Raw genomic sequence first — 15,332 nt, forward strand, 5'->3', positions numbered from 1 at the left:
TTCCATCTATAGCAAACGGGAACCTCCTAAACTAAGTTATCTTTATTAGATTCTTTCACTAACTACTATTTAATGGTACAAATCCTATTATATGCATATTTATTCGATCAGTTTTTAGAAAGAAAAAGGCTCCTCTACTGAGAAGCCTCTGTTTTCTTACATCCGGTACACTTCTACACACTTCCGCCCTTTTTTCTTCGCTTCATAAAGAGCGTGGTCAGCATTTGTCATTAGCATCTCAAGACTTCCACCATGTTCAGGATAGCTTGCAATACCAATCGAAACACTGATGAACAAAGTGTACCCGTTTATAGTAATTGGCCGAGTAATACTTTCCATCATCCGCTCGGCAATCCGTTGAGAAACCTCTGATGATTTTAGATTCGAAAGTAAAACAACAAATTCATCGCCGCCAAGCCTCGAGAAAGTATCCGTTAATCGTAACATTTGTTTTACCCTTTTGGTAAAAATGACTAGGACCTCATCTCCAATGTGATGACCATATTGATCGTTAATCTCTTTAAAGTTATCTAGATCAATAAATAAAACGGAGAGCGAGGAGCTAACTTCCTCTGTACTATTTATTTCTCTCTGAAGCTGCTCATAAAAATACCTGCGGTTGTAAACTTGAGTCAATTGGTCGTAATAGGCCATTTCCTTCAGCTCGTTTAGTTGTCTTCTTCGTTCAGTAACATTTCTGCAAGTGATTTGTGTGAGTTCTCTGTTTCCACGACCAATTAACCCGCTGTTTAATTCTACATCGACGAGCCTTCCGTCAAATCGTCTAATCTGTCTCTCTTCCAGAGAAAAGCTTTTATCCTCAGAGATTAATCTCCCTCGTGACTGATGCCCATCACCAAAGATGACATCTATGTCTTTTCCAATGATATCTGTTTTCTTTAACGCCCCTAACAACCTTAAAGCAGCGTTATTTACATAGACGATTTGATCCAAGTGGTCATATACAAATATCGAATCCGGCGACTTCTCTACAAGAGCTTCATAGGGAGTATCACCATTATCATTTTCACTTCCAAGCAAGGTTTTGAAAGTAATCAGGTAGGCCTTTGACTTCTCCAACCTGTGTAAAAAAGCTTCATGATTAGACCAGGAAAAACACTGCAGTTCAGCCGTAACCTCTTTATCAGCCTTCTCTACAGCTAGGGACAGTTGGTTACCTAATAGGTAGGAATGTGCGTGAATAATCTCTTTCCCTGTCTGATCTCCATATTGATTCATCATACTTTTATTCATATATGTATAGAACCAGCCACTGTCCTTCCTCTCAATGATTGCGATGGAGTCTTGGGTCATATGAAGAACGCTTGCGATAGCAGAGCTTTTAGCCATCAAACGATCGATACCACTCATCACATTCCACTTCTTTCTTTATTCATTTGATTTTCACATCTATCCCATATTTTAACAAAAATTTCTGAATTCAACTATGAAATTATACCATTAACTATTACAAACTTCCTACATTTAATTATAAAAATTCAAATAATTCAAATTTTATGTAAACGTGAAAGACTCTAGCGTTTAATCCAGACTATATGGGGAAAATTAAACCAAAGATTGCAGGGAGATGATCATCGAATGCTTTTCATGAAGTCAGGATTCCAGACTAGAACGCTTTGGATCAGTCTCATCACCTTATGCATCATTACGGTAGGTTTTATAAACATAAACGGGAGCCATACGGTCGAAAATGTAATACGAAGCTTTTGTTCGTTCATTATTGCTCCCTCTTTGATTTTGTGGGCTAACCGATACCACCTTTGGTTTAGAAGATCACTCCGCTGGGTGGTCCATCTCAGCCAGCGACTCCTACTGAGCACCTTTATTTTTTTCGTGGGTACCCTACTCAGTTATGAACTCTCCCTTATGATGCCTAAAGCAGTCGGTTACCCTATTCACCTCATGCTGCTTACCATCAGTTCCATTGTCTATTGGGGTCCTCTCATACTACGATGTAAATTTTTAAAACCTTTGTCATTTATCCATAAGTTTGGCTACTTCACGCTTACGACGATACTGTTTTTCACTTATCATGAATTGACTTATTATTTTTACGCATCACGTCCGACTTCAGGTTATATGTACTCCGGGATGATCTTCATGTTAGTAACCCTTTGGCTAATTGTTTTTCAATGGTCTCAATCAGAAAAAGAAACAGACCGTATGACTGTAAAAGGCTATGTCCACTCCTTAACCAATGAAAAAAACATGTAAAAAAGCCTCTTTAAGACATGGCCATCCGACCATATCTTGAGAGGCTTTTCCTTTGATTATATAGGTTTCATAAACATTTGTGTCCAGTACGTACCATAATGGCCGGAATCTTCTACGTAACCAACACCAATGTGCGTAAAAGCGTCATTCAATATATTTTCCCGATGCCCCTTACTATTCATCCACCCTTCAACAACCTCTTCCGGAGTTCGCTGTCCAGCAGCAATATTCTCCCCAGCAGCACGATAGTTAAAATCAAATTGATTCATCATATCAAAAGGTGAACCATAGGTCGGAGAAGTGTGGCTGAAATATTGTTTATCAGCCATATCTTGAGACTTCTCTCTTGCCAGATCACTTAAGCGCTCGTGCATTTCTAAAGGAGCCAGCCCCTGCTTTTTCCTCTCCTCATTCACAAGCTCAACTACGGTTCTCTCATAGACAGAAGGGGACTGTTCTTCTAATTTGGTTGCTGGTTCCTGAGTGTTTCCTTCTTTATTTCCACTCACAGGCTCAGCCGGAATAGTCTCTTTTCTTTCAATTGTCCATTCAGGCATTTCTCCTGTCTCGAAGAATTCCTTTAAAGATTCTAATAACGGACTTGTGTGATCAATATCGTTTCTTTCAAACCAGTTTTGAACAGGTTCTGTAATATTGTCCAGGGCTGCTTTCGGCTTTTGAAATTGTTGATAAAATCCTGTTGTAAAAAGGAGTCCAATGGCAATGACGGCAACGATAGTAACAAAGATTTTTTTGAGCATGTCAGCCTCTCCTATCTAAGGTGTATATAAATATAAGTTTAAGCGTCCTTCAAGCAGCCTTTGTACACTACCTTCTCTTCTAAATGAATGTCTAACTCCCGTGCATGTTTCTTCAGCCGCTTCTCCTCTACAGGGTTAACAAGGGATACGACAGTACCTTCCTTCGCTCCGATACGAGCTGTACGTCCAGATCGGTGAATATACGAAGTCGTTTCTTTTGGCATGTCCAAATTGACGATATAGGTGATGTCTTTAATGTCGAGTCCTCTTGCTGCAACGTCTGTAGCTAGTAGTAAACGGTATTCCCCATTACGGAATTCCCTAATCGCTTTAGCTCTCTGTTCTTTTTTTGCATCACTATGAAGCAACCCTAAGTCAAGATGTTGGTAGGTCAGTTTTTCAGCTAGAATATTTAATTTAGCAATATCCTGCATGAAAGCCAGCCCCTTAAAACCGTCCATATGAGCTAGTTTACGAACCATCTCTTTTTTATCACGATCTTCACATACGATGTACGTATGGTAGACTTCTGGCTTCATCTGTTCCTCTGAAACACGGATCACTTCCGCATTTTCTTCCATGAAGTCATGGGCTAGCTCTAGAACTTCCTCTGGTAAGGTGGCAGAGAAAAGAAGTGTTTGACACTCTTTCATCGTACTGTTCAAAATACTTCTTACCGTTTGAATATGCTCGGGGACAAGCAATTGGTCAGCCTCGTCCATGACTAGAGACTGAATTTCGTGTGCTTTAAGCTTTTTCTTATTCATAAGCTCGTAGACACGCCCAGGTGTACCGACGACAATTTGCGGCTTTTTCTTCAACTTTTCCATCTGACGCTTTATATTCGCGCCGCCGATTAAGGAAGCACTAGCTATGCCGCTTCCTTTTGTCCACGCTTGCACCTCATGGAAAATTTGCATAACAAGCTCATGAGAAGACGCCATAATTAGAACTTGGGTACGTTTCTGTTCTGGATTAATATTCTTGAGCAGAGGAATGAGATAGGCCAAAGTTTTTCCGCTTCCTGTAGGGGCTTCCGCCAGCACATCCTCCCCATTCAGGATAAATGGAATCGCCTGCTTCTGAACGGCTGTTAAAGATTCATAAGCAGCTTCTTCCCATGCCTCTTTCAAGTAAGAAGGCAGCGAATCCATCCACTCCTGTTTATTATTCATCATATCTATTCATTTCCTTTCTTCTTCCATTAAAAAAACAGGTCCCATCCCATCCAAGATGGCGATGAGACCTTTCATATAAAATCCATAGCTTACTTCTATTATACCATTATGATCCTGTCGTTTCGATATGCTTTTTCATATCTTCCAGATGGTGCTCGTCTTCCTTCTTAATAATCCTTTTAATCAAAGGCTGGGCAAGTTTATTACGCAATCCTTCCGTGTACAATTCCCCCTTGAATTCGACACGCGTCCCCTCTGTCGTCTCTACGAATTTGTAGTGGTAGCGCAAATCCAATCCATTTTGTACACTGCGCACTGAATAGTGCTTATTCTGCTCAAAATCAGTGACTTCAATAACAGAAGAAGCTTTTCTTCCTCTTATTTCTCGCGTCTCTTTAAATTTGTACCCCTCTTTGACAGGGCCATCACTGAGAATTTCCACCTCTACCACAGCGTCCATCATCTCAGGACTCTTACGGAAATCTGTAGCCGCTTCAAAAACTTCTTCAATCGGCTTTTTAATGACAACATTTTTTTCCAAAAATGACACAAAAACCACTCCCATTTACCAATATATCTTTTTGTTTATATTCGCTTTTGTTATAGCGTAATCCTTTTACAGTAGACGTTTAAGTAAGAATAGCTTCTCCTGAATTCACACATGCTAATTAAATCACGGTAAAGAAATGAGGTACATAAAATGGAATGGATTTCTGTTATTCCTTTCATCGTTGTTATCATCGCAGCCATCTGGACAAAACAAGTCATCCCAAGCCTGCTTTTTGCTGTGATTGTCGCTGGATACCTAGTCGATCCTCATTGGCTTGGAGGAATGATGACTGCTCTTTCTTTTATTATTCAAGGCTTGACCGATGAAAACAACCTAAAGATCATCATCTTCCTTTATGCTTTCTCTGCTTTAATTGGAATCGTGAAGATGTCCGGAGGAATAAAAGGGTTCGTGCAGGCCGCCACAGAGCGAATTGACAAAAAGCGAGGCGCCTTCATCTTAACTTGGCTTTCTTCCCTTGGAACGTTCAGTGCCCCGAGCTTTCGAATCGTTACCATTGGTCCTGTCATGAAAGCGATGAGAAAGAAAATCCCAATGACAAAGCAGGAGCTTGGATTCGTCATTGAAACAACCGCCTCCCCTCTTGTCGTTTTAATTCCTGTTGCAACAGCATTCGTTGGGTATATGACTTCAGTCATTGAATTATCTCTGCAGCAAGCTGGCACCGAAGGAGATGCTTATTCTCTATACATCCAAAGCATTCCTTACAATTTTTTTGCTTTTTCTATGCTCATTTTAGGCTTTTACTTAAGCTTTTTTCATCATAGCAAGAAATCAGCCACTGATGCAGAAGAAGGTGCCGAAGAAAACAAGGAAGATGATGATCAATGGGAAGACTGCCACCCTGCTGTGACAAAGGATCTTCCGTCAAAACCCTGGCACTTGATCATTCCGCTTGCCAGTGTCATCGTGCTCACCTTCTTTTTTATGTATATGGTCGGAATACAGAACGGAAAAGAAGGGTTTGAAGCGTTAATCAACGCGAACGTCCTTGATGCGATGGTCTTAGGAGTCGTTTTAACGGTTATCCTTTTTGTGATCTATTTGAAATTTATTTCAGAGCCACTTCGAAAAATGATGAATTATTTGATTGATGGCGGAAACGAGATGATGGGGGTCATTCTCTTACTTGCGATGGTCTGGGGCTTAAGCAAAGGGTCAGAGGAATTGAAATTCGCTGAAACGATTTCAACTTCTTTTGAATGGATTCCTCCAGGTTTTGTTGCTGCTATTATATTTATCATCGGCTGCGGGTTATCCTATTTTATCGGCTCCTCCTGGGGAACCTGGGGGATTTTAATGCCTGTAGGAGTATCAATTGCAACAGTGGCAGGCAGTCCACTGCCTATGGTCATTGGTGCCGTATTTGCTAGCGGAACATTCGGAGCTTTTTCTTCTCCCCTCAGCGATGATACGAATACGACAGCCGGCATTTTGAATTTGAATGCGATCAAGTATGCAAAATTTAAGCTGAAGCCAGCGTTGATTGCGGCTGGTGCAGCTGCTGTTCTTTACTTTGGCATTTCCTTTTTAACTTATTCTTAACTAAAAAAAGCAAGGCCGCCATTTAAGACGCCCTTGCTTTTTAATTATTTAATTGGAAGATAGAGTGTAAATTTTGTTTCTGTACCGGTGTAAGGGTGATATTCTTCAAACCCAAATCCTTCAACAAGCTCATAGCCTTTACTTTTAATCCATTGAAACAAATATGGGTATGGATTGAAATCATGAACAGACGGGTCATATTCTAAAACAGCATACTTGTGAGCAGGAATGGTTTTTGTGATCATGTCTTGTGGTATCTTCTCAAAACTGTCAACTTCAACGGCGGCAATCCAATAAAAAGCTTCTGTGGCTTCGTTCCAGTTCGGTGGGTCGACAAACATTCCAATAGAATTAGGGTTATTGATTCGATTCTTCACCTTGTGCAACTTTGACGTATGAAAATGCTCCATCAACCGGGGAATTTTCACTTCCCTTTCATCCATCATCGTTTGACAATAAGTGCCGACCACTTTGAAGTTGGTTTTCTTAACGACTTTAGGTTCCACAGCTGTTGAAACTTGCTCGCTCATTATAGGGCCACTCCTTTTTTGTTTGATCACTCTCCATAACTATTTCCACAAAAAATGCCATTTACCTTTTAAAAAATCCCCATTCGATCATATTCGTAGCCATTCGATAAAGTTTTTAACTTTTTTCTTAGCCATACCCTCTCATTCTATATCATACTAGCTGTACCCATCTTTTTATTCTTGTTATTATTTGTAAATTACCAGGAACCTATAACGGCTTGTAAGATAGCTTTTTGTACGTGCATACGATTTTCAGCCTGCTGAAAAACAGCCGACTGCGGCCCGTCAATCACCTCGCCCGTCACCTCTTCATCACGGTGGGCAGGCAGACAATGAAGGAAAGAAGCGTTCGATTTTGCTTTAGAAAACAACGCTTTATTTACTTGAAACTCTTCAAAAGCTTTTAGGCGAGTTTCTGCTTCTTCTTCCTGCCCCATGCTGGTCCATACATCTGTATAAATAACATCGGCTGCTCCAACTGCTTCTATCGGATTATGGCTTATAGTAACCGACCCTTTATAAAGGCTAGCCAGCTTTTGGGATTTTTCAACAATATCAGCGTCCGGCTCATATCCTTTCGGTGTCACAATGACAAATTCCATCCCCATCATAGCTGCAAGGATCATCAGGGAATGGGCCACGTTGTTTCCATCTCCTACGTACACAAGCTTAATGCCGCACAGACGTCCCTTTAGCTCTAAGATCGTAAAAATATCGGCAAGAGCCTGACAAGGATGATAAATGTCACAAAGTCCATTGATGACAGGTACACTAGCATGTTCAGCGAGTTCTTTTAATTTTTCATGAGAAGTTGTACGAAACATAATCGCATCTACATAACCTGATAATACTTTGGCTGTATCCGCAATGGTTTCTCCGCGACCAATCTGAATGTCTCTTGAATTCAGATAAAGCGCATGCCCTCCCATTTGAACCATGCCGACTTCGAATGATACGCGAGTCCGAGTTGAAGATTTTTCAAATATCATGGCAAGCGTTTTGCCGCTCAACGCTGAGGAATGCGGGTTTTCCTTTACGTATTGTGCCTGAGCTAACAGCTGGGTAACGTCCGATTGAGTAAAATCAAGCCATGATAATACATTCTTCCCTTTTAGTGAATAACTTGTTGACATCATCTGTTCCATTAAATTCATCCTGCTTGCACTCCTTCCGTTTTCTTCCCTGGTAATGGGGTCGGCTCAAATTGTTCACACGTAAGAGCTTTTAAATAAGCTTCAAAAGTTGATTTTTCACTGAAAACCGTTATGCCATATTTCAACGCTTGAATTCGGCGTTCTTTGGCTTTCTCGGTATCTTGATCGTTATAATACACGGCTGCTTCATTGGATTGAATCCAGTCTTCAAAGCTTAAGGTACTTGTGGGTATATCAAAGACCGCTTGCTCATCCAAAAAGCAACTATCTTTATTTTGATAAGGATTCGGCAAATGCGAAAACACTTTAGCTAACGCTTCTTCTACGGTACGTCCAATCGCCATTCCTTCCCCTGTAGATTTCATATTCGCTCCCAGTTTATGGTCGAGCTCTGGTAAAGCATGAGACGAGAAAAGTGGATATTTAACCGCGACATAAGACAGGTCCATGCTACTGAACGCCTTAAAATCAAAGGCAGTCTCTCCTGCTAACACCTTTATAGCGAGATCCACCAGTGACTGATTGGACACTTTGCTGATAATTGGGACCGTACGGCTTGCTCGCGGGTTCACCTCTAGAACGAACACTTCGTCCCCTTGCCATAAAAACTGGATATTCATAATCCCTTTATAATGAAAATGCTTTACGATCTGTTCACTGTATTGATAAACCATTTCTTTTATTTCTTTTGGAATGGCGGCTGGGTAGATCGCCATACTGTCACCCGAGTGCACCCCGGCCGGCTCGATATGTTCCATAATTTCTGGAATGAAGGTGTGCTCTCCATCTGCAACCAGGTCGACTTCGACTTCTTTTCCAATCATAAATTCATCAAGCACAATTGGATAATGGCGAGCATCCGTCCCTTGTAATGCATTTTCAAGTTCTGCATCATTGTTGATCTTGACCATCCCCTGCCCGCCTATGACATAGGAAGGACGACAAAGCAGTGGATAGTTATACTCATCAGCGGCACGAATTGCTTCCTCTTTTGTATAGCACGTACTTCCTTGAACATGTGGAATATCTAACTGATTCAAAGCTGTATAAAAGCGATCACGGTCCTCAAGATCAGCAAGGGTATCAGCACTGACGCCTGCTAAAGGAATCTTTGCTGCCGCTAATTCTTCTGCAATATTAATGCCCGTTTGCCCACCGAATTGCGTAAAGACGAGATCAATATTTTCATGTTGAACAATTGATGCAATGACCTCTTTAGTGATCGGTTCAAAGTAAAGACGGTCTGCCGTTTCGTAGTCCGTACTGACGGTTTCCGGATTATTGTTAACCATGACCGTCGTCCAGCCTAATCCTTGTAAGCTTTCAATAGCTTTAACAGCACTATAATCGAACTCAACTCCTTGGCCGATACGGATGGGTCCTGATCCTATAATCAACGCTTTTTTCGTTGCTTCAAGGGGTTCGATTTCATTTTCTCCCGCATAGGTGCCATAGACATAATTTGTGGCAGCTTCAAACTCCGCTGCACACGTATCAACCATCTTATAGCTTGGATGGATCTGATGGATTTTTCTTAAATTCTCCACCTCTGCTTCAGACTCCCCGATCAATGAAGCGATCGTAGAATCAGAGAATCCGTACACCTTCGCTTGTTTTAACACTTCAACTTGCAAAGTATCCAAGGAAAACTTGCTGAGTGACTTTTCAAGATTAATCATGTTCATAAGCACATCGAGGAAAAACAAATCGATGCCTGTGACGTTATGAATTTCCTCTATCGTTTTCCCTGCACGCAACTCTGACAAAATAGCAAAGTAGCGGAGATCCGTCGGTTTTGTCAGGTGTTCTTCTGCATTGGTGATTGCAGGTGGTTTCGTGTCAAGAGACTGAACCGCTTTTTGGAAAGCCCCTTCAAGTGTGCGGTCGATTGCCATAACCTCTCCAGTAGCTCTCATCGTCGTGCCAAGCTTGCGGTTTGCTTCAGAGAATTTATCGAACGGCCAGCGCGGGAATTTTACAACGACATAATCTAAAGCAGGCTCGAAGCTGGCATACGTATGACCGGTTAATGGGTTCTCTAAGGCATCTAGTGGATAACCAAGTGCCACTTTTGTTGCCATTTTTGCTATTGGATATCCTGTAGCTTTCGATGCTAAAGCAGAAGACCGGCTGACACGAGGGTTAACCTCAATCACATAATAACGATTGCTGTTTGGATCTAAAGCCAACTGGACATTGCAACCGCCGATTACCTCTAACGCTGAGACAATCTGGAGCGACGCTGTACGAAGCATTTGATATTCTTTATCTGTCAACGTTTGAGAAGGTGCCACTACAATAGAATCGCCTGTATGAACACCAACTGGATCGAAATTCTCCATATTACAAACCGAGATACACGTTCCATTCGTATCACGCATAATTTCATACTCAATTTCTTTAAAACCAGCGATACTTTTTTCAATGATTACTTGCTTGATAGGACTCGCTTTAAGCCCGTTTTGAATTAGTTCTTCAAGTGCGCTTTCACTCTCAGCAATACCGCCTCCACGGCCTCCAAGCGTATAAGCAGGTCGGCTGATAATTGGATATCCAACACGTTCAGCGAATTTTAAGGCTTCTTCCACCGTAGAGATAACTTCGCTTTCAGGTACAGGCTGACCCAACTGGTCCATCAATTCACGGAAAAGCTCACGATCCTCTCCTTGCTGAATGGACTTTACACTTGTACCTAGCAGCTCCACACCATACGTTTTCAAGACTTCAGCTTTTTCTAACTCTACAGCTAGATTTAAAGCCGTTTGCCCCCCTAGTCCCGCCAGTAAGGCATCAGGCTTTTCTTTTTTTATAATGGATGTCAAACTCTCTACTGTCAGCGGCTCGCTGTAAACGACATCAGCAATCGTATAATCGGTCATAATCGTCGCTGGATTATTATTAACGAGGATAACCTCATATCCCTCCTCACGAAGAGCAAGACATCCTTGCGTTCCAGAATAATCAAATTCAGCCGCTTGCCCGATTACAATCGGCCCCGAACCTATGACTAATACTTTTTTAGACATATGCCTTCTCCTCCTTTTTCATCTTAATCATTTCTATAAAATCACCGAATAGCCATTCCGCATCTTCTGGACCCGGGTTCGCTTCCGGGTGAAACTGAGCAGACATGATCGGTTTGGTTTTATGAGCTACACCTTCATTGGATCCATCATTTACATTGAAGAAACGGGACACCAAAGATGTATTTTCAAGGCTATGATCATCAACTACATAGTTGTGATTTTGTGAAGTTAAAAAGACTTTTCCTGTGACGTTATCTTTAACCGGATGATTGGCTCCGCGATGGCCAAAAGTTAATTTTTTCGTATTTGCCCCATAGGCAAGAGCAATAACTTGATGCCCCATACAAATTCCAAAAGCGGGATAACAATTTAGTACTTCTTTAATTTTAGGTAATTCAGGCTCCACATCTTTCGGGTTTCCTGGCCCATTGGACAAAACGATTCCATCTGGTTTGAGTTCATCAAGATGCTTGATCTCAGTAAACGGGACTACTGAAACTTTAAGCTCTTTTTCCAATAGAGAAGCCAATATCGACTTTTTCCAGCCGAAATCAATGAGTGCAATATGCATTGACCCTTCCCCATACGTATGAATGGTTTCTCCTTTGGATTGGTAAACATGATCCTTCATTGGAACCTCAAAAGCATTTGAAGGTTGATGGGTCAGACACGCCTGGCGCGTTCCCCCCTGGCGAATCACTTTCGTTACCGCCCGTGTATCCACTCCAGTCAGGAAAGGGACATGATGTTTATTTAAATATTGTTTTAAAGAAATGGTCGACTGGTAGTGAGCAGCTCGTTCTGCACAATGAGCCATAACTACTCCGCTCACTTGTATTTCCTCACTCTCAGAGTCATGCTCGTTAATCCCGTAGTTTCCGATTAATGGATACGTGAAGACAACGATTTGTCCCTTATAGGAAGGGTCAGTCAACACTTCCTGATAGCCTGTCATTCCAGTAAAAAACACGATTTCTCCTTGTACAGGTACGTTCCATTCCTGAGAGGCTTCCCCCTGGAAGGAACGCCCGTCTTGTAAACTAAGATATCCTTGCATCATTTCACCCCATCAAATGAATATTTATTATATATACTGTATTTTTATACAATTTAGAGTCTAAAAAGGCGGTGTTCACTGTTAGGTAGCGATCACCGCGCCTTTTTATTCAATTTTATACACTTTGCATTTGGTCTTGTTCTTGCAAAACGGCAGCTAAAATTTTTACGGCTTCAACGATTTCTTCCTCCGACACATTTAAAGGTGGGAGTAGTCTCACAACTTTAGGGCCTGCAAGGACTGCCAGTAATCCTTTTTCACGCAACGTATGAATGATCTGGATTGCTTCTACATCTAATTCAATGCCTAGCATAAGTCCTTGACCACGAATTTCTTTAACCACATTCAAATCACCTAACTCTTCCCGTAGTTTCCCTTGAAGCTGTTCTCCTTTTTGTTGAACTTCTTCAAGAAATTCAGAAGAAAAAATGGTTTCAAGTGTGGCGTTTACCGCCGCAGAAGCAAGCGGATTCCCTCCGAATGTTGTCCCGTGTGAGCCAGCTGAAAAAGCATCTTTATGCTCTGCTTTCCCAAGCATGGCCCCAACAGGAAAACCACTGCCGAGTCCTTTTGCCGAGGTAACAATATCAGGATCCAATTGGTGATGCTCATAAGCAAAGCGAGCGCCTGTACGCCCAATCCCTGTCTGAACTTCATCAATGATCAATAGGGCTCCGATATTTCGGCACTTTTCCTGAATAGCCTGTAAGAAGGCGGCCGTTCCAGGTACGACTCCTCCTTCACCCTGAATGACTTCAACCATAATAGCCGCTACTTCGTCATCCTCTATTTGCTTCACAGCATCCACATCGTTATATGGAAGATATTCAAAGGTAGGAAGCAATGTTCCGAAACCTTGCTGTATCTTTTCTTGTCCCGTTGCACTCATAGTGGCAAACGTTCTTCCATGAAAGGACTGTTTAAATGTAATAATTTTTTCTTTTCCTGTATGTTTGCGGGCCAGCTTAATGGCTGCCTCATTCGCTTCCGCACCGCTGTTGCAAAAGAAAACATGATCTAAATTGTTTCCTTCTGTCAATTTATCCGCAGCCTTTTCCTGAAGCGGAATTTGGTATAAGTTCGATACGTGCCAGACTTGATCTAGCTGTTGTTGTATTGCTCTTTGGACCTCTGGAGGTCGGTGACCCAGGTTACATACTGCAATACCGGATACAAAATCTAGATAATCCTTTCCCTCATCATCGGTTACTGTTGTACCAGAACCGGAAACGATAGTGAGAGGAAAACGATTATAGGTTGGAAATAAACTCATTCGACCCCTTCCTTTCGTTTCGAACGAATCTTCGTTCCTTTCATACGATCGCCCTGAATCAGCGCTTGCTTTCCGCTGACAATCATGACTTCTTCAAGTTTGTCAGAAAGGGCTTCTACTGCAGACTGGACTTTCGGGATCATGCCTCCATAAATCCATCCATGCTCGATCAACGATTGGATTTCTTCAGGAGTAGAATGTTCAATCACTTCATCGTCACGCAATATCCCAGGAACATCTGTCACAAAAAGCAGCTTCTCCGCCTGAACGGCCCGAGCAATAGCCCCTGCTGCAATATCCGCATTAATATTAACGGTTTGCCCTGTCTTCGTTTTCCCAAGCGGGGCGACGACAGGAAGATAATCAGCGTTTAGGCACTGATAAAGAATGTCCGCTTCTACCTCTGCTACTTTTCCAACAAAACCAAGGTTCTCTTCATCCTCATAATCAGCCGTTATTAAGGAGGCATCTGAACCTTTGAGACCGACTGCTTTAATCCCTTGTTTTAGAAGCTCTGAGGTGATTTGAGCGTTGACTTTGCCTCCCAGCGTCATTTCTACGACCTCAAGGGTTCGCTCATCTGTTTTCCTCAACCCTTTATGGAATTCACCTTCGATTTCTAAACGCGTTAAAAGAGAGGTGATGGCAGGTCCCCCTCCATGGACAATGATGCAGTGGTAGTGACCAAGAAGCTCAGAAAAACTGTCATAAAACTCCTGAGTCAATTGATCAATAATACTTCCACCCATCTTTACCACGATAATCGGTTTTCGATCAGGTGCGGTAGCTTGCGTTGATTTTGACATAGTCATACGTCAAGTCGCACCCCCAAGCCGTCCCTTTTCCTTCTCCTTCATGCAGCCGAATATCGATTTTCACTTCTGTATTGTTCATATCTTCAGTCGCTTGCTCTTCCGAGAAAGGACAAGGAGTGCCATCACTGAATACGAGCTGGTCTTCAATATAAATATCACAGCCATTCGGATCTACCGTCGCATCACTGTGACCGATCGCTCCTACAATACGTCCCCAGTTAGCATCTAACCCATACATGGCAGTTTTAACGAGACTGGAACCGACGACTTTTTTAGCGATGATACGGGCCTCTTCATTGGTTGCAGCCCCATTCACGTTCACTTCAATCAGCTTGGTCGCCCCTTCTCCATCTCTCGCAACCTGCTTTGCTAAGTCTTCACAAACAAGCTGAAGAGTTGTCTGAAACTTTTCCCAATCCGGATGGTCCTCAATAAGTGGATGATGTTCAACACTCCCATTTGCCATCGTGAGGACCATATCGTTCGTAGAAGTCTCACCATCGACAGTAATTTGATTGAACGATTTTTCGATCGATTGACTAAGCGCCTTTTGCAAAGCCTCCGTCTCAATCGTCGCATCTGTCGTGATAAATCCAAGCATTGTAGCCATATTCGGATGAATCATACCCGAACCTTTTGCAGCACCACCGATCGTTATCGTTTGGCCATCAATTTTCGTTTGGTAGCAAGCTGATTTCTCACATGTATCTGTAGTTAAGATCGATTTTTGAAAATCATTAGCGCCATCTCTGCTCAGTTCAACCGTTTCACATCCATAAGAAATCTTCTCCATTGGGAGCTGTTCACCAATGACGCCCGTGGAAGCAACAGCTATATATTCTTCTGGAAGGTCAAACCGTCTAGCGACCATTTCCCGCATCTTATAAGCATTTTTCAGGCCTTCTTTTCCTGTACAGGCGTTCGCAACAGCGCTGTTAATGACCACTCCCTGAATTTTACCTGACTTTTCAATCCCTTCTTGCGTAACTTTCAAAGGAGGAGCTTGAAAATGGCTTTGTGTATAGACCGCGGCCACAGAAGAAGGGGTATCACTCATCAACAGTCCGAAATCCTTCTTCTTGTATCTGAGCCCGCTATGGACTCCACCCGATTGAAATCCAAGTGGTGATAAGATGTTTCCACCTTCAACTTTTTCGATCTCATGTGTCTTTACTGTTTGAACCAAT

The 15,332-nt window shown here is 42.2% G+C and carries 14 protein-coding genes; 2 read left to right on the plus strand and 12 right to left on the minus strand.

Going from position 1 to position 15,332, the window contains the following annotated elements:
• Positions 1-156: 156 nt before the first annotated feature.
• Positions 157-1,371, minus strand: coding sequence for a diguanylate cyclase domain-containing protein (locus ACRYKC_RS00620; protein ID WP_433804712.1), 1,215 nt, complete (start codon positions 1,369-1,371; stop codon positions 157-159).
• Positions 1,372-1,592: 221 nt separating this feature from the next.
• Positions 1,593-1,739 (minus strand): hypothetical protein, encoded by a 147-nt coding sequence (locus ACRYKC_RS00625; RefSeq protein ID WP_433804713.1) that lies wholly within the window; start codon positions 1,737-1,739, stop codon positions 1,593-1,595.
• A 148-nt stretch (positions 1,740-1,887) separates the two neighbouring features.
• Here ACRYKC_RS00625 and ACRYKC_RS00630 point away from each other — a divergent pair, with 148 nt between their 5' ends.
• Positions 1,888-2,235, plus strand: a complete 348-nt coding sequence (locus ACRYKC_RS00630) for a hypothetical protein (RefSeq protein ID WP_433804714.1) — start codon at positions 1,888-1,890, stop codon at positions 2,233-2,235.
• A 56-nt stretch (positions 2,236-2,291) separates the two neighbouring features.
• Here the strand turns inward: ACRYKC_RS00630 and ACRYKC_RS00635 are convergent, their stop codons facing one another.
• From ACRYKC_RS00635 to ACRYKC_RS00645, 3 genes are all read right to left on the minus strand, one after another.
• Entirely contained in the window at positions 2,292-2,996 is a 705-nt protein-coding gene (locus tag ACRYKC_RS00635) for a CAP domain-containing protein (protein ID WP_433804715.1), read from the minus strand.
• Positions 2,997-3,034: 38 nt separating this feature from the next.
• A complete protein-coding gene (locus ACRYKC_RS00640) occupies positions 3,035-4,171 on the minus strand; it encodes a DEAD/DEAH box helicase (protein WP_433804716.1) in 1,137 nt (378 codons plus the stop codon).
• A 109-nt stretch (positions 4,172-4,280) separates the two neighbouring features.
• Positions 4,281-4,724 (minus strand): SRPBCC family protein, encoded by a 444-nt coding sequence (locus tag ACRYKC_RS00645; protein WP_433804717.1) that lies wholly within the window; start codon positions 4,722-4,724, stop codon positions 4,281-4,283.
• Between the two features lie 150 nt (positions 4,725-4,874).
• Here ACRYKC_RS00645 and ACRYKC_RS00650 point away from each other — a divergent pair, with 150 nt between their 5' ends.
• The gene (locus tag ACRYKC_RS00650; RefSeq protein ID WP_433804718.1) at positions 4,875-6,290 is read left to right on the plus strand and encodes a Na+/H+ antiporter NhaC family protein; all 1,416 of its coding nucleotides are present in this window, start codon (positions 4,875-4,877) and stop codon (positions 6,288-6,290) included.
• A gap of 44 nt (positions 6,291-6,334) precedes the next feature.
• On the opposite strand, the gene ACRYKC_RS00655 is transcribed toward ACRYKC_RS00650, so the two are convergent.
• The 7 genes from ACRYKC_RS00655 to argJ all read right to left on the minus strand — a co-directional run bounded on the left by ACRYKC_RS00655 (position 6,335) and on the right by argJ (position 15,331).
• The gene (locus ACRYKC_RS00655) at positions 6,335-6,820 is read right to left on the minus strand and encodes a GyrI-like domain-containing protein (RefSeq protein ID WP_433804719.1); all 486 of its coding nucleotides are present in this window, start codon (positions 6,818-6,820) and stop codon (positions 6,335-6,337) included.
• Positions 6,821-7,017: 197 nt separating this feature from the next.
• A complete protein-coding gene (argF, locus tag ACRYKC_RS00660) occupies positions 7,018-7,974 on the minus strand; it encodes an ornithine carbamoyltransferase (RefSeq protein ID WP_433804720.1) in 957 nt (318 codons plus the stop codon).
• On the minus strand, positions 7,971-11,000 hold the full coding sequence (carB, locus tag ACRYKC_RS00665) for a carbamoyl-phosphate synthase (glutamine-hydrolyzing) large subunit (RefSeq protein WP_433804721.1): 3,030 nt from the start codon (positions 10,998-11,000) through the stop codon (positions 7,971-7,973). Before carB ends, argF begins: the two co-directional genes overlap by 4 nt.
• On the minus strand, positions 10,993-12,057 hold the full coding sequence (locus ACRYKC_RS00670) for a carbamoyl phosphate synthase small subunit (RefSeq protein WP_433804722.1): 1,065 nt from the start codon (positions 12,055-12,057) through the stop codon (positions 10,993-10,995). The genes carB and ACRYKC_RS00670 overlap by 8 nt, the downstream gene beginning before the upstream one ends.
• Before the next feature lie 115 nt (positions 12,058-12,172).
• Positions 12,173-13,330: an acetylornithine transaminase gene (argD, locus tag ACRYKC_RS00675; RefSeq protein ID WP_433804723.1), complete on the minus strand. Its 1,158-nt coding sequence runs from the start codon at positions 13,328-13,330 to the stop codon at positions 12,173-12,175.
• Positions 13,327-14,136, minus strand: coding sequence for an acetylglutamate kinase (gene argB, locus ACRYKC_RS00680; protein ID WP_433804724.1), 810 nt, complete (start codon positions 14,134-14,136; stop codon positions 13,327-13,329). Before argB ends, argD begins: the two co-directional genes overlap by 4 nt.
• Positions 14,105-15,331, minus strand: a complete 1,227-nt coding sequence (gene argJ / locus ACRYKC_RS00685) for a bifunctional ornithine acetyltransferase/N-acetylglutamate synthase (RefSeq protein WP_433804725.1) — start codon at positions 15,329-15,331, stop codon at positions 14,105-14,107. The genes argB and argJ overlap by 32 nt, the downstream gene beginning before the upstream one ends.
• Position 15,332 lies beyond the last annotated feature (1 nt).

The sequence above is a fragment of the Halobacillus sp. A1-3 genome, from assembly GCF_050971765.1.
Lineage (GTDB): Bacteria > Bacillota > Bacilli > Bacillales > Halobacillaceae > Halobacillus > Halobacillus mangrovi_B.

What these genes read in the sequence shown, in the direction of transcription:
- ACRYKC_RS00620 (WP_433804712.1), bottom strand. Translation starts at nt 1,371, where the DNA reads ATGAGTGGTATCGATCGTTTGATGGCTAAAAGCTCTGCTATCGCAAGC.
- ACRYKC_RS00625 (WP_433804713.1), bottom strand. Translation starts at nt 1,739, where the DNA reads ATGAACGAACAAAAGCTTCGTATTACATTTTCGACCGTATGGCTCCCG.
- ACRYKC_RS00630 (WP_433804714.1), top strand. Translation starts at nt 1,888, where the DNA reads ATGATGCCTAAAGCAGTCGGTTACCCTATTCACCTCATGCTGCTTACC.
- ACRYKC_RS00635 (WP_433804715.1), bottom strand. Translation starts at nt 2,996, where the DNA reads ATGCTCAAAAAAATCTTTGTTACTATCGTTGCCGTCATTGCCATTGGA.
- ACRYKC_RS00640 (WP_433804716.1), bottom strand. Translation starts at nt 4,171, where the DNA reads ATGAATAATAAACAGGAGTGGATGGATTCGCTGCCTTCTTACTTGAAA.
- ACRYKC_RS00650 (WP_433804718.1), top strand. Translation starts at nt 4,875, where the DNA reads ATGGAATGGATTTCTGTTATTCCTTTCATCGTTGTTATCATCGCAGCC.
- ACRYKC_RS00655 (WP_433804719.1), bottom strand. Translation starts at nt 6,820, where the DNA reads ATGAGCGAGCAAGTTTCAACAGCTGTGGAACCTAAAGTCGTTAAGAAA.
- argF (WP_433804720.1), bottom strand. Translation starts at nt 7,974, where the DNA reads ATGAATTTAATGGAACAGATGATGTCAACAAGTTATTCACTAAAAGGG.
- carB (WP_433804721.1), bottom strand. Translation starts at nt 11,000, where the DNA reads ATGTCTAAAAAAGTATTAGTCATAGGTTCGGGGCCGATTGTAATCGGG.
- ACRYKC_RS00670 (WP_433804722.1), bottom strand. Translation starts at nt 12,057, where the DNA reads ATGCAAGGATATCTTAGTTTACAAGACGGGCGTTCCTTCCAGGGGGAA.
- argD (WP_433804723.1), bottom strand. Translation starts at nt 13,330, where the DNA reads ATGAGTTTATTTCCAACCTATAATCGTTTTCCTCTCACTATCGTTTCC.
- argB (WP_433804724.1), bottom strand. Translation starts at nt 14,136, where the DNA reads ATGTCAAAATCAACGCAAGCTACCGCACCTGATCGAAAACCGATTATC.